The 24,048-nt window shown below is 71.0% G+C and carries 22 protein-coding genes and 1 pseudogene; 13 read left to right on the top strand and 10 right to left on the bottom strand.

All coding sequences use genetic code 11. The features are described from left to right. The first annotated feature begins 21 nt into the window (after window positions 1–21). The gene (eda, locus tag ACZ5CR_RS20130) at window positions 22–666 is read left to right on the top strand and encodes a bifunctional 4-hydroxy-2-oxoglutarate aldolase/2-dehydro-3-deoxy-phosphogluconate aldolase (protein ID WP_468859271.1); all 645 of its coding nucleotides are present in this window, start codon (window positions 22–24) and stop codon (window positions 664–666) included. Window positions 667–773: 107 nt separating this feature from the next. On the opposite strand, the gene ACZ5CR_RS20125 is transcribed toward eda, so the two are convergent. The 4 genes from ACZ5CR_RS20125 to ACZ5CR_RS20110 form a co-directional block, all read right to left on the bottom strand. Continuing rightward, window positions 774–1,940 carry a bifunctional RNase H/acid phosphatase gene (locus tag ACZ5CR_RS20125; protein WP_468859269.1) on the bottom strand — a complete coding sequence of 389 codons (1,167 nt, stop codon included), beginning with the start codon at window positions 1,938–1,940 and terminating at the stop codon, window positions 774–776. 12 nt (window positions 1,941–1,952) lie between these two features. Continuing rightward, entirely contained in the window at window positions 1,953–2,696 is a 744-nt protein-coding gene (locus ACZ5CR_RS20120) for a zinc ribbon domain-containing protein (RefSeq protein ID WP_468859584.1), read from the bottom strand. Next, entirely contained in the window at window positions 2,693–3,544 is an 852-nt protein-coding gene (locus tag ACZ5CR_RS20115) for a Nif3-like dinuclear metal center hexameric protein (protein ID WP_468859268.1), read from the bottom strand. Before ACZ5CR_RS20115 ends, ACZ5CR_RS20120 begins: the two co-directional genes overlap by 4 nt. Before the next feature lie 90 nt (window positions 3,545–3,634). Then, the gene (locus ACZ5CR_RS20110; RefSeq protein WP_468859582.1) at window positions 3,635–4,678 is read right to left on the bottom strand and encodes an ABC transporter substrate-binding protein; all 1,044 of its coding nucleotides are present in this window, start codon (window positions 4,676–4,678) and stop codon (window positions 3,635–3,637) included. A gap of 294 nt (window positions 4,679–4,972) precedes the next feature. Between ACZ5CR_RS20110 and ACZ5CR_RS20105 the strand changes: the two genes are divergently transcribed. Further along, window positions 4,973–6,097 (top strand): hypothetical protein, encoded by a 1,125-nt coding sequence (locus ACZ5CR_RS20105; RefSeq protein ID WP_468859266.1) that lies wholly within the window; start codon window positions 4,973–4,975, stop codon window positions 6,095–6,097. Window positions 6,098–6,207: 110 nt separating this feature from the next. Further along, window positions 6,208–6,348: a hypothetical protein gene (locus ACZ5CR_RS20100; RefSeq protein WP_468859264.1), complete on the top strand. Its 141-nt coding sequence runs from the start codon at window positions 6,208–6,210 to the stop codon at window positions 6,346–6,348. 174 nt (window positions 6,349–6,522) lie between these two features. Here ACZ5CR_RS20100 and ACZ5CR_RS20095 read toward each other — a convergent pair whose 3' ends face one another. The 3 genes from ACZ5CR_RS20095 to ACZ5CR_RS20085 all read right to left on the bottom strand — a co-directional run bounded on the left by ACZ5CR_RS20095 (window position 6,523) and on the right by ACZ5CR_RS20085 (window position 9,576). Then, window positions 6,523–7,476, bottom strand: coding sequence for a 3-oxoacyl-ACP reductase (locus ACZ5CR_RS20095; RefSeq protein ID WP_468859262.1), 954 nt, complete (start codon window positions 7,474–7,476; stop codon window positions 6,523–6,525). A gap of 17 nt (window positions 7,477–7,493) precedes the next feature. Continuing rightward, entirely contained in the window at window positions 7,494–8,570 is a 1,077-nt protein-coding gene (locus ACZ5CR_RS20090; protein ID WP_468859261.1) for a Zn-dependent alcohol dehydrogenase, read from the bottom strand. 151 nt (window positions 8,571–8,721) lie between these two features. Further along, a complete protein-coding gene (locus ACZ5CR_RS20085; protein WP_468859259.1) occupies window positions 8,722–9,576 on the bottom strand; it encodes a MaoC/PaaZ C-terminal domain-containing protein in 855 nt (284 codons plus the stop codon). A 333-nt stretch (window positions 9,577–9,909) separates the two neighbouring features. On the opposite strand from ACZ5CR_RS20085, the pseudogene ACZ5CR_RS20080 reads away from it, so the two are divergent. The 9 genes and pseudogenes from ACZ5CR_RS20080 (at window position 9,910) to ACZ5CR_RS20040 (ending at window position 16,879) form a co-directional block, all read left to right on the top strand. Beyond that, a pseudogene (locus tag ACZ5CR_RS20080) lies at window positions 9,910–10,811 on the top strand (ABC transporter ATP-binding protein). Then, window positions 10,811–11,533: an ABC transporter permease gene (locus ACZ5CR_RS20075; RefSeq protein WP_468859258.1), complete on the top strand. Its 723-nt coding sequence runs from the start codon at window positions 10,811–10,813 to the stop codon at window positions 11,531–11,533. Before ACZ5CR_RS20080 ends, ACZ5CR_RS20075 begins: the two are co-directional and overlap by 1 nt. Window positions 11,534–11,619: 86 nt before the next feature. After that, complete coding sequence (locus ACZ5CR_RS20070; protein WP_468859256.1) at window positions 11,620–12,894, top strand: sensor histidine kinase; 1,275 nt, start codon at window positions 11,620–11,622, stop codon at window positions 12,892–12,894. Window positions 12,895–13,181: 287 nt separating this feature from the next. Further along, window positions 13,182–13,430 carry a hypothetical protein gene (locus tag ACZ5CR_RS20065; protein WP_468859580.1) on the top strand — a complete coding sequence of 83 codons (249 nt, stop codon included), beginning with the start codon at window positions 13,182–13,184 and terminating at the stop codon, window positions 13,428–13,430. Next, complete coding sequence (locus ACZ5CR_RS20060) at window positions 13,411–13,929, top strand: DUF6879 family protein (protein ID WP_468859254.1); 519 nt, start codon at window positions 13,411–13,413, stop codon at window positions 13,927–13,929. The genes ACZ5CR_RS20065 and ACZ5CR_RS20060 overlap by 20 nt, the downstream gene beginning before the upstream one ends. A 6-nt stretch (window positions 13,930–13,935) precedes the next feature. Next, on the top strand, window positions 13,936–14,778 hold the full coding sequence (locus ACZ5CR_RS20055; protein ID WP_468859253.1) for a helix-turn-helix domain-containing protein: 843 nt from the start codon (window positions 13,936–13,938) through the stop codon (window positions 14,776–14,778). Between the two features lie 579 nt (window positions 14,779–15,357). Continuing rightward, window positions 15,358–15,855: a glycine-rich domain-containing protein gene (locus tag ACZ5CR_RS20050; protein ID WP_468859251.1), complete on the top strand. Its 498-nt coding sequence runs from the start codon at window positions 15,358–15,360 to the stop codon at window positions 15,853–15,855. A 32-nt stretch (window positions 15,856–15,887) separates the two neighbouring features. Continuing rightward, on the top strand, window positions 15,888–16,148 hold the full coding sequence (locus ACZ5CR_RS20045; RefSeq protein WP_384256738.1) for a hypothetical protein: 261 nt from the start codon (window positions 15,888–15,890) through the stop codon (window positions 16,146–16,148). A gap of 89 nt (window positions 16,149–16,237) precedes the next feature. After that, on the top strand, window positions 16,238–16,879 hold the full coding sequence (locus ACZ5CR_RS20040) for a response regulator (protein ID WP_468859249.1): 642 nt from the start codon (window positions 16,238–16,240) through the stop codon (window positions 16,877–16,879). Window positions 16,880–16,995: 116 nt separating this feature from the next. On the opposite strand, the gene ACZ5CR_RS20035 is transcribed toward ACZ5CR_RS20040, so the two are convergent. The 3 genes from ACZ5CR_RS20035 to ACZ5CR_RS20025 form a co-directional block, all read right to left on the bottom strand. Continuing rightward, complete coding sequence (locus tag ACZ5CR_RS20035) at window positions 16,996–18,420, bottom strand: MFS transporter (RefSeq protein ID WP_468859247.1); 1,425 nt, start codon at window positions 18,418–18,420, stop codon at window positions 16,996–16,998. A 163-nt stretch (window positions 18,421–18,583) separates the two neighbouring features. After that, the gene (locus ACZ5CR_RS20030) at window positions 18,584–19,774 is read right to left on the bottom strand and encodes a lipid-transfer protein (protein ID WP_468859245.1); all 1,191 of its coding nucleotides are present in this window, start codon (window positions 19,772–19,774) and stop codon (window positions 18,584–18,586) included. A gap of 13 nt (window positions 19,775–19,787) precedes the next feature. Further along, entirely contained in the window at window positions 19,788–21,971 is a 2,184-nt protein-coding gene (locus ACZ5CR_RS20025) for an acyl-CoA dehydrogenase (RefSeq protein WP_468859243.1), read from the bottom strand. 249 nt (window positions 21,972–22,220) lie between these two features. Here ACZ5CR_RS20025 and ACZ5CR_RS20020 point away from each other — a divergent pair, with 249 nt between their 5' ends. Then, a complete protein-coding gene (locus ACZ5CR_RS20020) occupies window positions 22,221–23,948 on the top strand; it encodes an MFS transporter (protein ID WP_468859242.1) in 1,728 nt (575 codons plus the stop codon). Window positions 23,949–24,048: the final 100 nt, after the last annotated feature.

Here is a 24,048-nt window from a genome sequence, read left to right as displayed (position 1 = left end):
GCGCCGAGGCACGATGCTCCCATGACTTCCCCCTCCACCGCGGCTTCCGCCTCCGCCTCCGTGCTCGATCTGGCCCCCGTCGTCCCCGTGGTCGTCGTGGAGGATGTCGCCGACGCCGTGCCGCTGGCGCGCGCCCTGGTCGCGGGCGGGCTGCCCGCGATCGAGGTGACGCTGCGGACACCGGCCGCGCTCGACGCGATCCGGGCCATCGCCGCGGAGGTGCCGGACGCCGTGGTCGGCGCGGGCACCGTCATCTCGCCCCAGGGCGTCGCGGACTCCGTCGACGCCGGGGCCCGCTTCCTGGTCAGCCCGGGGTGGACGGACACGCTGCTCGCCGCGATGAAGGCGTCCGGGGTGCCGTTCCTGCCGGGAGTCTCGACGACCTCCGAGGTCGTGGCGCTGCTTGAGCGCGGTGTGCACGAGATGAAGTTCTTCCCGGCGGAGGCCGCGGGCGGGACCGCCTACCTCAAGTCGCTCGGCGGGCCGCTCCCGCAGGCCCGCTTCTGCCCGACGGGCGGCATCGGCCTCGCGTCCGCGCCGTCGTACCTCGCGCTGAAGAACGTCGGCTGCGTGGGCGGCAGTTGGATGCTTCCCGCGGATGCCGTCGCGGCGAAGGACTGGGGCCGCATCGAGGCCTTGGCCCGCGAGGCGGCGGCTCTGCGCTGATCCCGCCCGAGGGCCCGGGGCCCGGGGGGGGGCCGCCGCGTGCGCACCCCCGCGGGTACTTCGTGGCTGGGCGCGCAGTTCCCCGCGCCCCTTCGGGGCCCGAACCCTCAGCGCAGATGCGAGGTGTCGTTGAGCAGCCGCACCGACGCGTTCCCGTCCCCGTAGTACGCCACCGCCGACACCGACGCCGCCGAGAGCTCCATCCGGAACAGGGACTCCGGCGGCGCGCCAAGGGCAAGGCGCACCAGCGTCTTGATCGGCGTGACGTGCGTGACCAGGAGGACCGTGCGGCCCGCGTACTCGGCAGTGAGACGGTCCCGCGCCTCCGACACCCTGCGGGCCACCTCGGCGAAGGACTCTCCGCCGGGCGGCGAAGCGTCGGGCGAGGCCAGCCACGCGTTCAGCTCCTGCGGCTGGCGCTCGCGCACCTCGCCGAAGGTGAGCCCCTCCCAGGCCCCGAAGTCCGTCTCGCGCAGTCCGTCCTCGATGCGTACGTCGAGGCCGATGCGGGCGGCGACGGCCTGTGCGGTCTCCTGGCAGCGCTTCAGCGGCGAGGAGACGACCGCCTGGATCGTGCCCCGCGCGGCGAACGCCGCCGCCGCGCGCTCGGCCTGCTCCCGCCCCACGTCGGAGAGGGACGGATCGGTCCCGCCGCTGCCGGAGAACCGCTTCTGGGGCGTCAGCGCGGTCTCGCCGTGCCGCAGCAGCACGAAGGTCGCGGGGGCGCCCAGGTCGGCGGGGGCGGCCCAGCCGACGGGCGGGGCCTGCGCGGCGACATTGTCCGCGGCGCGGACGTCCGCCCCCGCACCGGAAACGGCCCGCGCGTCAAGCTCCGCCGTCGAATCCGACGCCACCCACTGCTCGCCCCGCTTGCCCGCGTCCATCGCCTCGTTGGCGAGACGGTCCGCGTGCTTGTTCTTCTCGCGCGGGATCCACTCGTACGTCACCTGGGACGCCGGGAAGACCCGCGCGGCCTCGGCGGCGAGCGGCTTCATGTCCGGGTGCTTGATCTTCCAGCGGCCCGACATCTGCTCGACGACGAGCTTGGAGTCCATCCGGACGTGGATCGAGGCGTCCGGGTCGAGGTCGTGTGCCGCCTTCAGACCGGCCACAAGACCCTTGTACTCGGCCACGTTGTTCGTCGCGACGCCGATGTACTCGGCGACCTCCCGCAGGGTCTCCCCCGTGGTCGCGTCGATGACGACCGAGCCGTAGCCCGCGGGCCCCGGGTTGCCCCGTGACCCGCCGTCGGCCTCGACGATGAACTCCCGCACGGCCACCGTCCCTTACAGACCCGACTCGGACGTGCGGACCAGGATGCGGCGGCAGTTCTCGCACCGCAGGACGGTGTCGGCGGACGCCGCCTTCACCTCGTTCACCTCGGTGATGTTCAGTTCGAGGCGGCAGCCCTCGCAGCGCCGCTGGTACAGCTTGGCCGCGCCGACGCCGCCCTGCTGGTCGCGCAGCTTGTCGTAGAGCTTGAGCAGGTCGGCCGGGACCGAACCCGCCACGACCTCGCGCTCCTTGGTGACCGTGGCGCCCTCGCGGTCGATCTCCTCGAAGGCCGCGTCACGGCGGGCCGTCGCGTCGTCGATCTTCGACTGGACGGAGGAGACACGTTCCGTCAGCTCGGAGACGCGCTCCTGGGCGGCCTCACGGCGCTCCATGACCTCCAGGACGACGTCCTCCAGGTCACCCTGGCGCTTGGCGAGCGAGGCGATCTCGCGCTGGAGGTTCTCCAGGTCCTTGGGGGACGTCGCGGCGCCCGAGTCGAGGCGCTGCTGGTCGCGGTTGGCGCGCTGGCGCACCTGGTCGACGTCCTGCTCCGCCTTGGTCTGCTCGCGGGCGCAGTCGCTCTCCTCGGTCGTGGAGGCGACGAGCAGGTCGCGCAGTTGCGCGAGGTCCTTGTTCAGCGACTCGATCTCGGCGTGCTCGGGCAGGGACTTCTTCCGGTGGGCCAGCTGCTGGCGGCGTACGTCGAGTGCCTGGACGTCGAGGAGTCGGATCTGGTCGGCGGGCGCGGCGTTCAGTTGGGGGCTCCTGTGGTGTGGGTATTCGAGGCCGCGTGGGCGGTCCAGGGGTCGGTGACCGTCTTGGAGACGTGGACGCGCAGTCCCCATCCGTGACGGTCGGAGATCTGATCGAGCTGTGTCGCCGCCAGTTCGCACCACGGCCACTCGGTGGCCCAGTGCGCGGCGTCGAGCAGCGCGAGCGGAGTCTGCGCGCGGGCCTCCGACACCGGGTGGTGGCGCAGGTCGGCGGTGAGGAAGGCGTCCACGCCGGACGCGCGTACGTCGTCGAAGAGGCTGTCGCCGGAGCCGCCGCTGACCGCGAGGGTGCGGATGAGCTGCTCGGGGTCGCCCGCGACCCGGATGCCCTGCGCGGTGGCGGGCAGCCGCTCGGCCGCGCGGGCGGCGAGTTCACGGAGCGTCAGGGGGTGTTCGAGCTCGCAGATCCGGCCGAGGCCGCGGCGCCCTTGGACGTCGGCCGGGTCCGGTACGAGGGGTCGGACGATCCGCAGGTCGAGCGCGCCCGCAAGGGCGTCGGAGACGCCGGGGTCGGCACGGTCCGCGTTGGTGTGCGCGACGTGCAGCGCGACGTCGTTCTTGATGAGGTCGTGGACGACGCGGCCCTTGAAGGTGCCTGCTGAGACCGTGGTCGTGCCGCGCAGATAGAGCGGGTGGTGCGTGACCAGGAGCTGGGCGCCCAGCTTCACCGCTTCGTCGACGATGTCCTGGACGGGGTCGACGGCGAAGAGGACCCGGGAGACCTCCGCGCCGGGGTCGCCGCAGACCGTGCCGACGGCATCCCAGCTCTCGGCCAGTTCGGCGGGCCACAGGGCGTCGAGGGCGGCGATGACTTCAGACAGACGGGGCACAGAGGAAAGGCTACCTGCCCTCTGCGCCCCACTGGCCATGGCTTACGTACTGCTACCGGCCACGCACAGGTGGCGCGGCTCAGCCGCGTCCTACTTGACGAGGAAGCCCTTGAGATCACCCAGGACCTCGTTCGCCGCCGTCACGCCGAGGCCCAGGTACCAGGTCTCGTCGGGGACGTCCTTGGCCTGACCGCCCTTGACCGCGTCGAGCTTCTTCCACAGCGGGTTCTTCTCGGCCTCGGTGCGGCCCGTCTTCTCGGCGTCGCCGTAGACGCCGGTGAAGATCCAGTCGGCGTCGGCGTCGTCGATCTTCTCGGTGCTGATCTCGGTGGCGAGGTCGTTGACCTGCTGGTTCTTGGGGCGGGGCAGGCCTGTGTCGTCGAGGATGGTGCCGATGAACGACGCCTTCGCGTAGAGGCGGACGCGGTCCGGCATGTAGCGGAGCATCGTGATCGTCGGCTTCTTGCCGCCGTCGCCGATCTCCTCGCCGAGCGCCTCGGCCTTCTTCTCGTACGCGCCGAGCTCCTCCTTCGCCTTGGCCGTCCGGTCCAGGGCGGCGGCGTTCAGGAGGTAGTTCTCCTTCCACGTGAAGCCGGGGCGGATGGAGAAGACGGTCGGGGCGATCTTGGCGAGCTGCGGGTAGAGCTTGGCCGCGCGCAGTTCGCTGCCGAGGATCAGGTCCGGCTTGAGGTTCGCGATCGCTTCCAGGTTGAGGGCGTTGATCGTGCCGACGTCCTTGGGGTTGCCCGCGTCCTTCTTCAGGTAGCCGGGGATGCCGTCGTCGCCTTCGGTGGGGGCGTAGCCGACGGGCTTGACGCCGAGCGAGACGACGTTGTCGAGCTCGCCGACGTCCAGGACCACGACGCGCTTCGGCCGCGCCGTGAGCTCGGTCTTGCCGCGGGCGTGCGTGATGGTGCGCGGGAACTCGCCCGGCTTCGCCGTGGTGCCCATCTTCGCGGTCTGCTCGGCGGCCTTGGAGAAGTCGTCGCCGCCCTGGGCGACGGCCTTGCTGCCGCTGCCGTTGTCGGACTTGCCGGAGCCGTCGGCGTCACCGGACCCGCAGGCCGCGAGGGAGAGCGCGCCGGCCACGGCGAGGGCGACGGCCGCGGTGGCGCGGTGGCGGCGCGGTCGCATGGACCGTGCGGGCAGGGACCGTACAGACGGGGACATCGGTGCTCCAGGGGTGTGCTGGTCGATCTGCCGCCCGAACGAGCCGATGCGCCGGCCCGGACCGCCCTTCAACCACTTAGGTTCGCCTTACTTTAAGCGCGCCCCCCTTGCCCAGCACAACCGCCCCCTTGCCCAGCACAACCACCCCCGCCCCCTCAGGCGAATCGGTACATCGCCACCCTTCTGTGTGAAGCGGGCGACCACAGGTGCCACGGCAGCGCGTACGAAAACTAGCTTCGTGGCCCGGAGGTACCCCCCATGACAGCGCCCACGCTTGAACCCGAGCCCATCACCGCGCCGACCACCGCGCCGGCCACCGCGCCGACGTCCCGTCCCGCGCCCGCGACACCCCCAGTGATCACCACCGACGGCACGTACGCCGCTCGCCTCACCCACGACGGCGGTTGCTGGTTCCCCGAGCGCTGGACCCTTGACTCCCCCGAGCCCTACGCGGTGCCGCTGCCCGGCAGCCAGCCGGAGGAGCCCGGCACGGAAGTGCTCCCGATGACGGACGGGCGGGTCCTGATCCACCGCGTCGTCGACGGGCGGCACGTCTTCGCGCTCCTGTACCCGACGGGCCCGCAGACCGGCGAGGTGCCGCTCGGCGCCGTGGAGTGCGGCGAGTCCCGGCTCACGCTGCTGCCGCCGTCACCGGTCGGCGGCCAGGCCTACGCGCTCGCGGTGGGCAAGGGATCGACGGCCCTGTGGCTGGTGGCGGGCGGCGCCTTCGGGCCCGAGCACGTCGCCGAGATCCCGGGGCGCTGTTCGGGCGGGGCCTGGCTGGACGGAGAGGGCCGGATCCTCGCCCTGGACCGGGAGCTGGGCGGCCGGGTCAAGGCGGTGGCGGTGGATCTGGGGCGGGGCGGCGAGGTCTCCCCTCTCCTCCAGATCGCCGACGAGAGCAATGACCGGGTGCTGCTCGCGGACGCCGAGAGCGGGCTGCTCCTGATCCGCTCGGACGCGCCGGGGCACGACCGGCTCGGCTGGGGAGTCCTCGGCGGTACGCGCCCGGTGCGTTTCCCCGAGTGCCTGCGACTGCCCGACCTCGCGGTGACGCCGTTCGCCATCCAGCCCGGGCAGACGCTGATGCCGGAGGGCTGTGCGGTGGCGCTGCGGATCGACGGGGCGGCGGGCAGCTGGCTCGGCATCTGGCGTCCCAGCGAGCGGCGCCTGCATCAACTGGCGGCGCCTGCGGGGTGGTTGGCCGGTTCTGGGTGGTGGACGCGGGAGGGAGCACTGCGCCTTCCGTACGCCACGGAGGCGGTGCCGTGCGGGGTCGCGGAGGCGGAACCAATCCCTCCGGCGGCGGCGCCCGCGCCGGTCGCCGCGCGGCCCGTTCCCTTGCAGCAGGCGCCCCTCACAGGGCGTACGGGCGTTCGTTAGACTCGCCCGCCTGTACCGAACGACCTTCTTTACAGATGTACACGGTTACAGATTTACAGGATTACCGATTTGCCGGTTTACGGGGTGAGTGTGTGTTGATGAGAACCGAGATGAGCACGGAATCCGAGCAGAATCCCGAGCCGCGGGAGGCGGCGGGCACTACCGGTGCCGGTAAGCACCGGGGGCCTGTGGCCGAGCACGACGCGGGTGAGACGCCGCGGGGGCGGCACCGCCGGAAGGACGAGGCGTAGGGCCCTGGCCCTGGGCGCCGCCGGTCACCGGCTCCGCCGAGTTCGTCCTCGAACGCCGGACCGGCTGGATATATCCAGCCGGTCCGGCGTTTGTCGCGTCAGGCGGGGTTCACCCCCGCCTGAGCCTCGCTTCGCCCCCGCTTGAGCCTCGCTTCAGCCCCGCTTGGGCCCGCCTCAGCCCCGCCTCAGCCCCAACACCTCCTGCGCCGCGAACGTCTCCCCGTCCGGCCGCCCCGCGTAATAGGGCGAAAGGACCTCGTCCAGTTCCTCGTACGAGAAGGCGTCCTTCGCCGTGTCGAACTTCGCCGCCACCTTGGGCCGCTCGACCACGGCGACCATGCCGCCGTGGACCACGAGCAACTGCCCGTTGACCCCGGCGGCCGCGGGCGACGCCAAGTAGCCGACCAGGGGCGCCACATGCTCGGGAGCGAGCGCGTCGAGTTCGTCGGCGCCGGGCTCCTGGAACCCCGCGAAGACGTCCTCCGTCATCCGCGTCCGCGCGCGCGGGCAGATGACGTTCGCCGTGACGCCGTACTTGCCGAGCGCCAGTGCGCTCGACGTCGTCAGGCCGACGATGCCGCCCTTGGCCGCCGCGTAGTTCGGCTGGCCCGCCGAACCCGCGAGGAACGCCTCCGACGACGTGTTGACGATCCGGCCGTACACCGGCTCACCCGCCGCCTTGGAGCGCTCACGCCAGTGCACGGACGCGAAGTGCGTCGTGTTGAAGTGGCCCTTGAGGTGGACGTGGATGACCGAGTCCCACTCGCTCTCGCTCATCGAGAAGATCATCCGGTCCCGCAGGATCCCCGCGTTGTTGACCAGGATGTCGAGCTTTCCGTACGTGTCGATCGCCAACTGGACGAGCCCGCGCGCCTGTTCGTGGTCCGCGACGTCGCCGAGGTGCGCGACCGCCTGCCCGCCCGCCGCCCGGATCTCGGCCACGACCTCCTCGGCGGGCGTCGCCGACGCCTCGCCCGAGCCGTCGCGGCCGGGCTGGCCGAAGTCGTTGACGACGACGCTCGCGCCGAGCCGGGCGAGTTCCAGGGCCTCCGCACGGCCGAGGCCCCGGCCCGCTCCTGTCACGATCGCGGCCAAACCGTCAAGTGGCCGTGGCAATGGCTGTGCCATCAGTGATCGAAGTCCTCTCAGATCTCGATGCACGTACGCAGCGCGACGCCCGTACGCATCTGGTCAAGCGCTTCGTTGATCTCGGAGAGCGGCACCCGGTGGGTGATCATGCTCTCCAGGTCGATCCGGCCCGCGCGCCACAGCGCGATGGCCCGCTCGTAGGACCGCAGGACGTCGCCGCCGCCGTACATGGACGGCAGGATCTTCTTCTCGTCGAAGAACAGCTCGAACATGTTCAGCTGGAGGTTGTCGTCCATGGCGCCCGCGCCGACGATGACGAGGGTGCCGCCGCGTCGCGTGGTCTCGTACGCGGTGCGGGCTGTGGCGGATTTCCCGACGACCTCGAAGACGTAGTCGAAGCCCTCGCCCCCGGTGATCCGCTGCTTGGCGTCCTCAAGGGCGTCCGGTGCGACCGCCTCCGTCGCACCGAACCGCAGCGCGGCCTCGCGCCGCGACTCGACCGGGTCGACGGCGATGATCTGCGCGGCGCCCTTGAGCCGCGCGCCCTGGATCGCGGAGATGCCGACACCGCCGCAGCCGATGACGGCGACCGACGAACCGGCTTTCACATCAGCGGTGTTGATGGCAGCGCCGAGCCCCGTCGTGACTCCGCAGCCGATGAGGGCCGCGATGTCGAAGGGCACGTCGTCCGGGATCGGCACGGCGCAGCCCGCGTCGACCACGACCTCCTCGGTGAAGGTCCCCGTGCCCGCGAAGCCGAAGACGTCACCGCTCGGGCGCTTGAAGTTGGGCGTGCCCGCGTTCATGAACCCGGCGAGGCACAGCTGACTCTGGCCACGCTTGCACGCCGGACACTGGCCGCAGGCGGGCAGCCAGCACACCAGGACCCTGTCTCCCCGGCTGATGCCGCTCACTCCGTCGCCGACGTCGAGGATCTCGCCCGCGCCCTCATGGCCGGGGATGAAAGGACCGGGCTGCGGAAGTACGCCGTTCATCGCGGAGACGTCGGAGTGGCACAGGCCGGTGGCCCGTACCCGGATCTTCACCTTGCCGGGGCCGAAGCCCACCGTCTCGACGTCGTCGAGGACCTCTAGCTTGTCCTGGCCTATCTCGTGCAGCACGGCTGCGCGCATGGTGCGGCTCCTCTCGTACGAAGATTCAGGCATGTCCGGGGCTTCAGGCGTGTCCGGGGCTTCAGACGTGCCCGAAGACGCAGGCGTGCCCGAAGCTTCAGGCGTGCCCGAAGGCGCAGGCGTGCCCGAAGCTTCAGGCGTGCCCGAAGCTTCAGGCGTGTTCGACGATCGTGTCGGCGAGGACCGGCGCGTCGTCCCGTTCGACCGCCGTCACCGCCACTTGGACGCGGCCCTCGGAGCGCCACATCCGGATCCGCAGGGTCTCGCCCGGGAAGACGATCCCGGTGAAGCGCGTGCTGTAGCCGCGCACCCGCGAGACGTCGCCGCCGAGGACCGTGTCGACGACGGCCTTCAGCGTCATCCCGTAGGTGCACAGGCCGTGCAGGATCGGCCGGTCGAAGCCCGCGAGCTTGGCGAACTCGGGGTCGGCGTGCAGGGGATTCCAGTCCCCGGAGAGGCGGTAGAGCAGCGCCTGCTCCTCGCGGACGGCGCGCTCGACGACCTTGTCGGGCTCGCCCTCGGGGGCGGGGAGGCGGGTGGAGGGTCCGCGTTCGCCGCCGAATCCGCCTTCACCGCGTACGAAGATCTGGGCGTCGCTGGTCCACAACGGGCCTTCCTCGTCGGCCACTTCGGTGCGCAGGACGAGGATCGCGGCCTTGCCCTTGTCGTACACGGCGGCGACTTCGGAGGTGGTGGTGGCCTTGCCCTCGGCCGGGATCGGGCGGTGCAGCGTGACGCTCTGGCCGCCGTGCAGCACCGCGGCCAGGTTCACCTCGATGCCGGGCGACGAGAGCCCGCCGACGACGCCCATGCCCGCGCCCGCGACGGTCGCGAAGCTGGGCAGGACGTGCAGTCGGGACTCCAGGGTGTAGCGCAGCTCGTCGGGATCGGTGGCGGGGACGCCCGCTCCCAGGCCCAGGTGGTAGAGCTGGACGTCCTTGTGATCCCAGGTGATCTCGGCCGACCTGGGCTCCGCGGCCAGTGCTTTCGCGGCATCGATGGGCATGTGGTGGCAGCTCCTTGGCCGGTCTGAAGACCTCGGTGCGACCGTCCGCACCGTCGGTCGCACCGAGGTCGCAACAGGGCCGGAAGGAGCCCGTTCTAGAACGCGTTCCAGTCCGGCGATCCCATGTATAGCTGAGCGTCCGGTAGTTGTGAAGACTCCTGACGTCACGTCAGATACGCCACCGATCACGCGTGTGACATTTGTACCGGCCGAGTCCGTACAACCGCATCTGCCGCCGCACCGCCCCGGATTCGTAGCGTCATAGCCATGACGAAGACAGTTCCCTCCGAGCATCCCTCTGGGCCTCCCACCGGGCGTCCCGCCGAGCGGGCCGTGGCGTTCACCGGCGCGGTCAAGGCCTTCGGCCGGCTCCGCGCCGTCGACGGCATCGACCTGGAGATCCACCGCGGCGAGACCGTCGCCCTGCTCGGCCGCAACGGCGCGGGCAAGTCCACGACGATCTCCCTCCTGCTCGGCCTCGACGACCCCGACTCGGGCCGCGTCGAGCTCTTCGGCGGTCCGCCCGAGGACGCCGTGCGCGCCGGGCACGTGGGCGCCATGCTCCAGGAGGGCCGCCTGGTCCCGCGGGTCACCGTGCGCGAGCTGGTCTCCTTCGTGGCCGGGCGCTATCCGGCGCCGCTGCCCGTCGGTGAGGCCCTCGCGCTCGCCGGGATCGAGGAGCTTGCCGGTCGGCGCGTCGACAAGCTGTCCGGGGGCCAGACACAGCGGGTGCGGTTCGCGTCCGCCCTTGCCGGGAACCCGTCGCTGATCGTCCTCGACGAGCCGACCGCCGCCCTCGACGTGGAGGCGCGGCAGGAGTTCTGGGCGTCGATGCGCTCCTACGCGCGGCGCGGCAACACCGTCCTGTTCTCCCCCACTACCTGGAGGAGGCGGACCGGCACGCCGACCGGATCGTCGTCATGGACCACGGCCGGATCGTCGCCGACGGCAGCGGCGAGCAGGTCAAGCGGTCCGCGGGCGGCAACACCGTCTCCTTCGACCTGGCCGGGCACGGTACGGAGGGCCTGGCGCTGCTGCCCGGCGTGATCTCCGTCGAGGTGCACGGGGACCGGGCCCGGCTGCGTACGGCGGACTCCGACGCGACCGTGGTCGCGCTCGCGGAACTCGGCGCGATCCGCGGCCTTCAGGTCACGGCGGCCTCGCTCGACGAGGCGTTCCTGGCCCTGACCACTCCTGCTTCCCCGCCCGCCCCTCTCACCACGGAGACCGTGTGATGTTCGACTACGCCAGGCTCGAAGTACGCAGGACGCTCCGCGACACCGGCTTCGTGATCGGCGGCATCGGACTCCCTGTCCTCATGTATCTGCTGTTCACCAACATCGGCGGCGGTTCCGGACACGACGACTGGAAGACGACGTCGATGATCGGCATGGCCGCGTACGGGGCCGTGATCGCCGCCATGAGCACCGGCACCGGTGTCGCCGAGGACAAGACGATCGGCTGGCTGCGGCAGCTGCGGGTCACGCCGATGACGCCGCGCGAGGTCGTGACGGGCCGCGCCCTGACCGGTGCGGTGACCGTGCTTCCGTCGATCGTGGCGGTGTTCGCCGCGGGCGGCCTGGTCAACGGCGTACGCCTGGAGGTCTGGCAGTGGACGGCGGCAGCGGTGCTGCTCTGGCTCGGCTCGCTGCCCTTCACGATGCTGGGGCTCGGCAACGGCTACCGCTTGACCGCGCAGACCACGGGCGTGGTGAACACGGCCTGCAATCTAGGGCTCGCGGTGCTCGGCGGCCTCTGGTTCCCCGTCGACCTGTTCCCCGGCTGGCTGCGCACCCTGTCCGACTACACGCCCACGCACCGCTTCGCGCAGCTCGGCACGTCCGTGACGGACGGCGGAGGCATCGGTTTCGGCACGGTCGCGATACTGGCCCTCTGGCTGCTCGTCTTCGGTTCGTACGCTGTGACCTCCTACCGCCGGGCCGCGCGGACGGTATGACGACACCGACGAGGCGCCACATGACGACGCCGAAGAGGCGCCACGCGACGACACCGCCGAGGCGCCACGGCACGACAGGAGAAGCAATGCCGGTGAAGAGCTTCTGGCGGGGGCACAGGCGTCTCGCGGCCTTGAAACACAGCAGCAGGGAGCAGCTCGCCGAGATGCGGGCGCATGAGAAGTCGGGCCGGAGCAAGCCGGAGGACCTGGGCCCGCCCAACGGCTTCGCGATGCTGCCCTGGCTCCTGATGGGCATGGGCTCCTTCTCCAACCTCCTCCAGGGCAAGGCGGGCAACCCCTGGCTCGCCGGGATCGGCCTGCTGACCTTCAACTCCCTCTACGTCTCCGTGGTGTTCCGCGCCTTCACCAAGCAGGCCCGGGAGGCGCGCGCCACCAAGTACTCGCTGCTCGGCCTCACCGCGGTCACCTTCGCCCTCGCCATCGGCTACGGCGGCAGCTGGCTGATGTTCTTCCCGCTGCTCGGCCTGGCGACCGGCTCGGTCCTGCGGGGCAAGCAGCTCGCTCCCGCGGGGTTCGCCCTGAGCATCTCCGCGGCGGTGATCGGCGGGCTGAAGGAGGGCTGGGACGCGGCGGGGATCGCGTACGGCACGTTCCTCTCCGTCATGGTGACGGCGGCGATCCTGGCCCTCTCCGAGACGGTCAAGGAACTGCGCACCACCCGCGAGGAGCTGGCCCGCACCGCCGTCGAGAAGGAGCGGCTGCGCTTCTCCCGCGACCTGCACGACCTGCTTGGCCACACGCTCTCGGTGATCGTGGTCAAGGCGGAGGCCACACGCCGTCTGGCCCCCCGCGACCTGGACGCGGCGCTCGGCCAGGTCTCCGACATCGAGTCCGTCGGCCGCCAGGCCCTGACCGAGATCCGCGAGGCGGTCACCGGCTACCGCGAGGGCAGCCTCGCCACCGAACTCGACCGGGCCCGCGACCTCCTGGACGCGGCGGGCATCGAGTCGGCCGTAAGCCAGTCAGGACCACCCCTGGCCCCCCAGACGGCGGCGCTGCTCGGCTGGGTGGTCCGGGAGTCCGCCACGAATGTCGTACGCCACTCCAAGGCGACCCGCTGCGAGATCGAGGTGAGCGGCACCGCCGAACGGACTCGGCTGCTGATCACCGACGACGGCCGCGGCGTAGGCTCGACAGCGCCCGGCAGCGGGCTGAAGGGCCTGGCCGAACGCCTCGCGGCGGCGGGCGGCTCCCTGGACTCCGGCCCGGCGCCGCGCGGCGGCTTCCGGGTCACGGCGGAGCTGCCGGTCACCGAGTTCAGCACCGGCCCCGAGGTGACCGGCTCCGCTGCGACCGGCCCCGTAGTGACCGGCCCCGTTGTGGAGGAGCACACCCCATGAATGACTGACGCCCTCGTGGTCGAGGCCGCTGAGTCAGACGCGCAGGTCCACGCTGACGGCCGGATGGCCCCCGGCAGTACCGGCCAGATGGTCGAGCACCCCGGCGTGCGGACTTCGCCTGCTCGCGGGGCTTACCCAGCCCCAGCAAGGGAGTTGAGCACTGCGGATCGCCTGCGGAGCGAAGGCCCGCACGCCCTCTTGCGCTGATCCGTCGCAGGGGTGACGGTCAAGCAATCGATAGCAATCGGATCGACACAGCGAGGGGGCAACCATGAAGCTGCCGGTTCCTGGGGATCATCCCGAACACCCCCGTTGACGACTCCCCGACCATCTGGCTGGACGAGGACACGGGGGATCTGCTGATCCAGTCCTACAAGGCCACGGAGGAAGAGGTGAAGGGGTGCCAGGAGATCGGGTCAATCCCCGGTCACAGCACGGACGTTCTGGATCACGAGGCGAGCATCCGGCTCCCCGCTGTCATGCTGAAGTACATCCCGCGACCGGAGGGCGACAACGGTGAAGTACCCCGTACGTGAGGGGCTGGCGAAGGCCCGGCACTCCGCCGTACGTCTGGAGATGCGCGACGCATACACCCCGGATGATCCGGAGTTCGCCCGCTGGCGCGCTGGCCACCGATACGACGGCGATCCTGCGAGGCTTCCTGACTGGTGGGGGACGTGGCAGGACCTGGTACAGGAGACGACTGCTCGCGGCGTGGTGATGCGGCGGGCTCGGATCGTGTCGGAGCCGCTGACGGACTACATCCGATACGAGCACGACATGACGTTCGCCAACGTGGCGGCGGGTGAGCTGGTGCGCTGGCTGCCCCGGCGCCGGGCTGCCGACATCCCGCTGCCCGGTACTGACCTGTGGATGTTCGACGGGGAAACGGTCCTGTTCACGTACTTTTCCGGGGTCGGGGAAGTCGTTGACCGAGAGTTGCGAACCGACGCCAAGACCGTCCAACTGGTCACATCTGCATTTGAGTTGGTCTGGCAGCGGGCCACGCCACATGAGGAGTACAAGCCGGTCTAGCGCGTCATGCCCGAATCAAGCAGCGTCCAGCAAGCCCGGCAGCTCCTTGCCAACCGCCTACGCGAGCTGGTCAAGGACTCCGGGTTGGAGGGGAAGGAAGTAGCCGCGCTGTGCGGCTGGGCCCCGTCCAAGGTCTCCCGCATCGCGACGGGTCGGCAGAAGCCCAGTGAGGATGACATTCGCGCATGGTGCGCAGCCTGCGGCGCCGAGGAGCAGACGGCGGACCTGGTGGCCTCCCTGCGGGACGTAGAAGGCATGTGGGTGGAATGGCGCCGTATGGAGCGTGCAGGGCTGCGACGGGCGCAGCAGGCCGTTCTGCCTCTGTTCGAGCGAACCCACTGGTTCCGTGCCTACTCCTCATGGTTCGTGCCGGGTCTCCTTCAAACCGCTGGATACACCGAGGACGTGTTGCGCGCTGTCCAGCGAAGGCGGGTCACGGTTGATGACGTGGCCGACGCGGTCGCCGTCCGCATGGAGCGCCAACGCGTGCTCCACGACGCTCCTCGCCGCTTCGCGTTCCTGGTCGAGGAATCCGTGTTGAGCAACGGGCTCGGGGACGCTGACACACAGACCGAACAGCTTGAGCGACTGCTCACGGTCAGCACCCTGCCCAACATCAGCGTGGGAGTGGTCCCCACCCGTCTAGAGCGGACTCGCATGCCGGTGGAGGGGTTCTGGATCTTCGACACGGCTCAGGTGAACGTGGAGCTTGTCTCCGGGCATCTCACACTGACGCAGCCCAGCGAGGTGGGCATGTACGCCGACACGTTCGCCACGCTGGCCGACATGGCGGTCTACGGCCAGAAGGCCCGCGCGCTGATCATCAAGGCGCGTGACTCGCTGCGGTAATCCGCGCGCAATCAGGCGCAATCGGCTGTGAGTTGGGGGCCTGGGGTTCCTAGCGTGGTAGCTAACGGATCACGCGAGGGGACTGCGCCGATGACAGCGAAACCCAATGCGCCCGCGACTGACCCAATCAACGGGGAAGCCGGGTACGTCACGTTCACTGAGGACAGACCCGACTGTGAGAAGTGCGGCAAGCCCATCAAGCCCCTTGATCCCGCCCGCCGGATCGAGCGCCAAGGGGGCGGGGACACGGAAGTCGTGTACTGGCACAACTTCTGTTTCCGACAGGTGAGGCCGAGGACGTGACCGCCCCCGCAGGGCCTCAACGTTCGTCACCTACGCGGCCGTTGGCTACACGCTGACGGCACGTCTCTAAGCCCCTGTCTCTCCTGCGGAAGTCGATACCGCATCGAGTCTCCCAACCCCAGGGGAAGCCCCCAGGAGAGACAGGTACAAGCCCCCGTCCGGTCGCACGCCCCATGAAGTGGAGTGGCCGGGTGGGGCACAAGCGCCCGCCCTGGTTGGTGGAAACCCTGGACAGGTCGAGCAACCGGGGCGGGCCTCTATCAGGGAGGAACGCACATGCACGATGCACGCGCCCTACTGACCCCTGACGGGTTCGGGGGTGTAGTCGCCACAGTGCGCGACAACAACCCCGACATGCCCGACGCTACGGCACAGCGGATCGTGGTGGAAGCGCTCAAGTTCGTTGCCGCTGCTGCCCAGTTCCCCACGGTGAAGATCACTCCGTCCAACGTCGTGGACGAGGGATGGCACGCACTGATCTTGCATACGAACCTGTACGCGAAGCTGTGCGAGCGGCTGGGGCGGTTCGTAGACCACTGGCCGGAGCGACCCGACGAGGAGCGGCACGACCCGCACGCGCTGACTCGCACGGTGGCGCTGATCGAACAGGCCGGGTACAGCGTGGACAGTGAGCTATGGACAGGGCCGACCAGGGCTCTGGTAGCCGTGGCCGCGAACTGCTCGCACACTCCCAAGCCGGGCGGGTGCGGGCCGATCAACCCCGGCAAGTGCGCTTCGCACTGCTCGGGCGGGAGTGGGGGCGGCGGTAGCTAGGCTGCCCGCACGTACGGCTGAGAGGTGAGGTTATGGACGCGGAGCAGGCCCGGCAGGTGGACGCCACGTTGAGGCGTCTGGGTATCCCCGGCGTGGTCGCGCCGGAAGATCCGGAGGACCCGGCGGGGGCGTGGCGTGTGTACGACAGTGCCGATCCGGCGACTCGCAAGGACACGACCGCTGACGCGCTGGCGTCCGTCGTGGCGAAGTTCCGCGAGACCAGCCCCGAGCCCCCGGAGAAGCGGCAGCAAGGTCCGACGCGGGGGTTCGTCTTCCCGCCCGAAGAGGACTGACGATCCACACGGCTCCGCCGGCGCGTTCCCCGTGTGCCGGCCGGGGTTATTGCTGCCCTGAGCTGGGGCGCTGGCCTTAGCCTGAGCCCATGGACGAGATGCCGCAGGACCACCGCCCTGCAAGGTGTGTAAGAGTTCTGCTCGCCGAGGATCAGGGCATGATGCGGGGCGCGCTCGCGCTGCTACTCGGCATGGAGGAGGACATCGAGGTCGTCGCGCAGGTCGGCGCGGGTGACGAGATCGTCGACGCGGCGCTGAACTCCCGCCCCGACGTGGCCCTCCTGGACATCGAACTGCCGGGCCGCAGCGGGCTCGACGCGGCTGCGGACCTGCGGGACGAGTGCCCCGAGTGCCGGGTTCTCATCCTCACGACCTTCGGCAGGCCCGGCTATCTGCGCCGGGCCATGGAGGCGGGCGCGGTGGGCTTCCTGGTCAAGGACGGCCCGGTGGAGGACCTCGCGGAGGCGATCCGCCAGGCGCTGCGGGGCGAGACGGTGATCGACCCCGCGTTGGCGGCGGCGGCCCTGAGCGCGGGGCCCAGTCCGCTGACGGCGCGGGAGGCGGATGTGCTGCGGGCCTCCGTGGACGGAGCGACGGTCTCCGACATCGCCGGAAAGCTGCACCTTTCGGAGTCGACGGTGCGGAACTACCTCTCGGGGGCGATCGGGAAGACGGGGACGCGGAACCGGATGGAGGCGGTGCGGGAGGCTCGGCAGCGGGGGTGGCTTTAGCTCCGAGTGCGTCCTCAGACGCCGGACGGGCTGAATCTTTCAGCCCGTCCGGCGTCTGAGGACATCTTGTACGGGGTCCGGGGCGGAGCCTCAGGCAGGTCCGGGGTCGGGGAAGGTCAGTGCTTGGAACCGTCCCGCGGCATCCACACCAGCAGCACCACGACCCCCACCAACAAAATGCACCCACTCGTCCGGAACGCCATCGCATACCCGGACGTCAGCGCCTCCGGAGTGGTCGAACCCCCCATCCGCGAAGCGGACACCGTCGAAAGCACCGCGAGGCCCAACGCGCCGCCCATCGTGCGCGACGTGTTGATGAGCCCCGAGACGAGCCCCGCGTCCCCCGGCTCCGCCCCCGAAGTGCCAAGGGACGCGAGCGGCGTCGTGGCGAGGCCCGCGCCGAACATCATCACGATGCCGGGCAGCATGATCGAGGTGATGTAGCCGCCGTCCGCCGTCATCAGGGACTGCCAGCCGAACCCGGCCGACGCGATCACGATCCCGAGCACGGAGACGTTCTTCGCCCCCAGCACCGGCATCAGCCGCGGCGCGAGCTTCGACCCGAAGACGATCGTCAGCGACGAGGGAATCAACGCCAGGCCCGCCTTCAGGGCCGAATACCCCAGGACGTTCTGCGCGTACAGCGTCATGAAGAACCACATGGCGAACATCCCGCCGCCACACACGAACATCGCCGCGTTCGCCGCCGAGACGGACCGCACCCTGAACAGTTTCAGCGGCATCAGCGGCACCTTCGTACGCGCCTCGACCAGAACGAAGAGGGCGAGCAGCAGGAGCCCGGCGGACAGTGGCACCAGGGTCGCCTGAGCGGTCCAGCCCTTCTCCTCCGTCTGCACGATCCCGTACGCGAGCGTGGCGAGCCCCGCCGTCACGAGCACCGCGCCCGGCACGTCGAGGCGGCGTGCCTCACCGGCCCGGCTCTCGGTGAGCCAGGCGACGCCCGCGACGATGACGAGGGCGCCGATCGGCACGTTGATCAGGAGCACCCAGCGCCAGGAGAGCAGGTCGGTGAGGACCCCGCCGACCAGGCCGCCCGCGGCACCGCCGCCCGCGCCGACCGCCGACCAGGTCCCGATCGCCCTTATCCGGGCGGGCCCCTCGGGCACCGCGGACGTGAGGATCGTCAGGGTCGAAGGGGCGAGGACCGCCGCGCCGAGCCCCTGCACCGCCCGCGCCACGAGCAGGTGCCACTCGGCCTGCGCGAGCCCGCCCGCGAGCGAGGCAACCGTGAAGAGCCCGAGCCCGACCAGGAACATCCGCTTGCGGCCGAAGAGGTCCCCGGCCCGCCCGCCGAGCAGCATGAAGCCGGCGAAGGCGATCGAGTACGCGTTGACCACCCATTGCAGCCCGACGGCGCTCATGCCCAGGTCGGACCGCATGGAGGGCAGCGCGGTGTTCACCACCGACACGTCCAGGACGACGAGGAACTGCCCCGCGCAGGCGGCGAGCAGCACTGCCCAGACGGGTGCGGACTTGCGCGAGGTCGCGGCTATGTAAGTGTCGGGGGGCGTTTGGACCATGACGGGCATGTTCTCAGGGATCGCGTGCCCCGTGCATCGGGGTTTCGGCGCAGAGATCCTCGGCCGCGGGTCCTAGGTCTCTCTCAGAACTCGCCCAGGACTCTCCTGGGCGAGCCCGGGTCTCAGGGCCGCCGCACCCGCCCCAGCCCCGGCGCCCCGCCCCCTATCCCTTACGCAGCAACGTCACCACCGCCGCGCCCCCGAGCCCGATGTTGTGCGCCATCCCCACCCGGGCCCCCGTCACCTGCCGAGCCCCGGCCTCTCCCCTCAACTGCCATGTGAGTTCCGCCACTTGGGCGATTCCGGTCGCGCCGAGCGGATGTCCCTTGGAGATCAGGCCGCCCGACGGGTTCACCACCCACCGCCCGCCGTACGTCGTCGCCCCGCTCTCGACGAGCTTCCCGGACTCCCCCGCCCCGCACATGCCGAGCGCCTCGTACGTGAGGAGCTCGTTGATCGAGAAGCAGTCGTGCAGCTCGATCACGTCGACGTCCTCGATGCCGAGACCCGACCCCTCGTACACCTGCCGGGCCGCCGCCCTCGACATCGGCTGCCCCACGACGTCGATGCACGAGCCCGAGTCGAAGGAATCCCCCGTGTCCGTCGTCATGGCCTGCGCGGCGATCTCCACGGCGCGGTCCTGAAGGCCGTGCCGCTCCACGAACCGCTCCGACGCGACGACCGCCGCCGCGGAGCCGTCCGACGTCGGCGAGCACTGCAGCTTGGTGAGGGGGCGGTGGATGGTCTTGGCGGCGAGGATCTCCTCGACGGTGTACTCGTCCTGGAACTGGGCGTACGGATTGTGCACCGAGTGCCGGTGGTTCTTCGCGCCCACGGCGGCCAGCTGGGCCTCGGTCGTGCCGTACTTCTCCATGTGCTCGCGTGCCGCGTTGCCGAAGATCTGGGCGGTGGGCGGGGTCATCTCGAAGCCGTGCGCCGCGGCCATCACGCCGTAGTGCCTGGCCACGGGGGACGTCTTGAAGTCCCCGCCGTCGGTCCCTCCGCCCAGCGCGCCGCGCGCCATCTTCTCGAAGCCGAGCGCGAGCACGCAGTCGTTGATGCCGCCCTCGACGAACTGCCGCGCCATCATCAGCGCGGTCGACGCCGTCGCGCAGTTGTTGTTCACGTTGTAGACGGGGACGCCGGTCAGGCCCAGCTCGTACGCGGCCCGCTGCCCCGCCGTCGAGGCCTGGAAGCAGTACCCGACCGGGACCTGCTCCACCTGCTCGTACGAGATCCCGGCGTCGCCGAGCGCTTTTGTCCCCGCCTCCTTCGCCATGTCCCAGTACTGCCAGTCCCGCGTCTCGGGCTTCTCGAACTTCGTCATGCCGACACCGACTATGTACGCCTTCACTGGCCAGCTCCTTCTAGATGATGGGGCGCGGCTCGGGGTCCCTCGGCAGGCCGAGGAGGCGCTCCGCGACGACGTTCAGCTGCACCTGCGTGGTCCCGCCCGCGATGGTCAGGCAGCGCGACATCAAAAGGCCGTGCAGCGTCCGCTCCCCCGCGCCCTCGCGCACCGCGCCCGCCGGGCCGAGCAGTTCGAGGGCGAGCTCGGCGACCTTCTGCTGGTGCGGGGTCTGCACGAGCTTGCGGATGGAGGCCCCGGCGCCCGGTTCCGCGCCGGACACCTGCCGCATCGTCGTCCGCAGGCCGATGCAGGCGAGCGCGTGCGCCTCCGCGGCGAGCGTGCCGATCCGCGCGCGGCAGGCGCCGTCGAGGTCACCGGCGCGCGCGATGAGCGCTTCGAGGCCGGTGTCGAAGGTCAGCTGGTCGGCCATGTGGACGCGTTCGTTGCCGAGAGTGTGGCGCGCGACCCGCCAGCCGTCGTTCACCTCGCCGACGACCGCGTCGGCGGGCAGCAGTACGTCGTCGAAGTAGACCTCGTTGAAGAGGGAGTCCCCGGTGATCTCCTTCAGCGGGCGGATGTCGACGCCCTTGGCCCGTTTCATGTCGATGAGGAAGTACGTCAGGCCCTTGTGCTTGGGCGCGTCCGGGTCCGTGCGGGCAAGCAGGATCCCGTGGTCCGCCCACTGCGCCGCGCTCGTCCATACCTTCTGGCCGTTGATCAGCCAGCCGCCGTCGACCCGCTCCGCCCGCGTCCGCAGCGATGCCAGGTCGGAGCCCGCCTCCGGCTCGCTGAACAGCTGGCACCACAGCAGCTCGCCCCTGAGCGTCGGCGCGAGGAACCGCTCCTGCTGCTCGCTGGTCCCGTACGAGATGAGCGAGGGCACCACCCAGGTGGCGATCCCGAGATCGCTGACGCGCACCCCGGCGGTCGCCAGCTCCTGCTGTACGGCGAGCTGTTGGACGGGGCCCGCGCCCAGGCCGTACGGCTCGGGCAGATGGGGCGCCGCGTAGCCGGTCGGCGCGAGTGCCTTGCGGGCCGCGGCCGGGTCGAGCCCTCGCGCCGGTGCGATGGCCTCGCGGGCCGCGTCCCGGTACGCCTCCGCCTCCTGCGGCAGCTCCATGCGCAGCTCGCGCCGCGCCCCGCTCTCCGCGAGCCCGACCGCCCGCAGCCGGTGCGTGTCACCGGCGCCGAGCAGCTGCCGGGCAACCAGTGACCTGCGCAGATACAGATGCGCGTCGTGCTCCCAGGTGAAGCCGATGCCGCCGAGGATCTGGATGGCGTCCTTGGCGCAGGAGTACGCGGCGTCGAGCGCGGCGCCGGCGGCGAGCGCGGAGACGAGCCCTCTCACCTCCGGGGGCTCCTCCGCCGCCCGCGCCGCGTCCCAGGCGAGTGCCCGCGCCTGTTCGAGGCGCACCAGCATGTCCGCGCACCCGTGCTTGACCGCCTGGAACTGCCCGATCGGCCGCCCGAACTGCTCGCGCACCTTCGCGTGCCCGGCGGCGGTCTCAAGGGCCCAGGCCGCCACCCCGCACGCGTCCGCCGCGTACAGGGCGCACGCCAGGTCGCGCACGAGCGCCGCGTCGACGTCGAGCACGCGCGCGGCCGGGACCTGGACCCCGTCCGCCGTCACCTCGGCGGTGGGCCGCGTCGGATCGGCGCTCTCCTGGGTACGTACGGTCAGCTCGGCGGCGTCGACAGCGAGCCACACGGTGCCGCGCGCGGACTCCGCGGCCAGGATCAGGAGGTCGGCGTCCGCCCCGGAGAGGACGGGCGGCGCGGTGCCGTCGAGGACCCAGCGGTCCGCCACGGACACCGCGGTGAGCGTGCCCGTACTGAGCGCGACGGCGCCGATCCACGCCCCGGACGCCAGGCCCGCGGCGAGGTCACGGGCACCGGCCCGGTGCAGCACGAGCGAGGCGAGGGAGCTCGCGAAGTAGGGCCCCGGGAGCGCGGCCCGCCCGGCCTCCTCCAGGGCGACGGCGAGGTCCACGAGGTCGCCGCCCCCGCCGCCGCACTCCTCGGGCAGGTGCACCGCGAGCAGCCCCTGCTCGGCGAGCCCGTCCCAGTACGCGGGCCTGCCGCCCGGCCCTGGTGGCGCGTCGAGCAGTTTGCGTATCTCCTCGGGCGGCATGGCGCGGGCGATCCAGCCGCGCACCGCCGACGCCAACTCCCGCTGTTCCTGTGTGATTCCGATGCCCATGCGCGTCCTCGCCGGTAGCAGCTTCCGGGACGGCGCCAGACTAGAACACGTTCCAATCTGACGGAAGGTCAGATACGGATCGGCTTCTCCCTGACCGCGGGCGCCCACTGGTCCGCCCGTAAGCGCCCGGTTAACAACAGGTCAAGAATTCCCCTCGTACGACATCCGTCGGAATAGTCGCCCCAGGAAACAGGTTCGTATCCCACGTACCCCTGCCAGCCCTTGCACCGCCCCCGGAGGCCCCACGTAATGACGCAGTCGACGACCCACCAACGCGGCACTCGCGGAGTCGTCCCCGTACTCGCCTTCGCCGGCATCGTCGTGGCGGTGATGCAGACGCTCCTGGTGCCGGTCATCAAGGACCTGCCGACGCTGCTGAGCACCACGCCGTCGAACGCCACCTGGGTCATGACGGCGACCCTGCTCGCGGGCGCCGTCTCGACCCCGATCATGGGCCGCCTCGGTGACCTCTACGGCAAGCGCCGCATGCTTCTGACGAGCCTGGCCGTGATGGTCGTGGGATCGCTGATCTGCGGCTTCACCGACAGCCTCGTCGTGATGATCGTCGGCCGCGCCCTCCAGGGCTTCGCGATGGGCGCCATCCCGCTCGGCATCGGCCTGATGCGCGACAAGCTGCCCCGCGAGAAGCTCGGCTCCGCGATGGCCCTGATGAGCTCGTCCATCGGCGTCGGCGGCGGCCTCGCCCTGCCGCTCGCGGCACTGACCGCCCAGCACGCCGACTGGCACATGCTGTTCTTCGGCGCGGCGGGCCTCGGCGTCATATCGATGCTCCTGACCGTCCTCTTCGTACCCGAGAGCGACGTGAAGGCCCAGGGCACCTTCGACGTCGCCGGCGCGCTGGGCCTCTCCGCGGGCCTTGTCCTCTTCCTCCTGCCCATCACCAAGGGCAGCGACTGGGGCTGGACCTCGGGCATGACGCTCGGCCTGTTCGGCGCGGCAGCGGTCGTCCTGGTCCTGTGGGGCGTGATGGAGCTGCGCCTCAAGGCGCCGCTGGTGGACCTGCGCACCACGGCCCGCCCCGCGGTCCTGTTCACCAACCTGGCCTCGATCACGGTCGGCGTGGCGTTCTACGCGATCTCGCTGGTCCTCCCCCAGCTGCTCCAGCTCCCGACCTCCACCGGCTACGGCCTCGGCCAGTCCATGGTCGTCGCGGGCCTGTGCGTGGCGCCGCTCGGCCTCACGATGATGTTCACGGCGCCGGTGTACGCGCGCCTGTCGGCGAAGTACGGCCCGAAGGTGACCCTCATCCTCGGCATGCTGATCATCGGGATCGGCTACGGCGCGGGCCTCGGCCTGATGAGCGCCGCCTGGCAGACGATCATCATCGCGGTGGTGATCGGCGCGGGCATCGGCCTCGCCTACTCCTCGCTCCCCGCACTGATCATCGGGGCCGTTCCGCCTTCGGAGACGGGCGCGGCCAACGGCCTCAACACCCTGATGCGGTCGATCGGTACGTCGGTTTCGAGCGCCGTCATCGGCATGGTCCTCGCCAACACGGCGGACCACGTGGGCGGCGTCGCGATCCCCACGATGACGGGCTTCCGTACGTCCTTCCTGATCGCCACGGGCGCGGTCGCCCTGGGCCTGGTCTTCGCCCTGTTCCTGCCCTCCGCCCGCCGCTCGGTCAAGACCCAGCTCCGGGCGAGCAGCGAGGAGGACGCGAACCTGCGCGCCGCCACGGAGGCGCTCGCCGGTTTCCACGGCCGGGTGCTCAGCCCCTCCGGGACGCCGGTCGCGCGGGCCAAGGTCACGCTGATCGACCCCAGGGGGCGGCAGGCCGGTTCGGCCCTCACGGACGAGGGCGGGCGCTACTCGCTCTCCGTCCCGGGCGACGGCTCGTACGTCCTCGCCGCGACGGCCGCCGGGCATGCGCCGCTGGCGTCTGCGGCGGCGCACCGCGGGGACGCGGTGGAGGTCGACCTCGCGCTGCCGGGCGAGAGTGGCGTGCTGGCGTAGGGGGATCCCTGCAGGGCTGGCGTGCTGGCGTAAGGGCGCGGGGGGGGGGGGGGGGGGGGGGGGGGGGGGGGGGGGAGGGGGGGGGAGGGGGGGGGAGGGA

Source organism: Streptomyces sp. NPDC031274, assembly GCF_055570235.1.
Note: the sequence above shows the minus strand (reverse complement) of the source record. Positions and strands in the feature narration are given on the sequence as shown.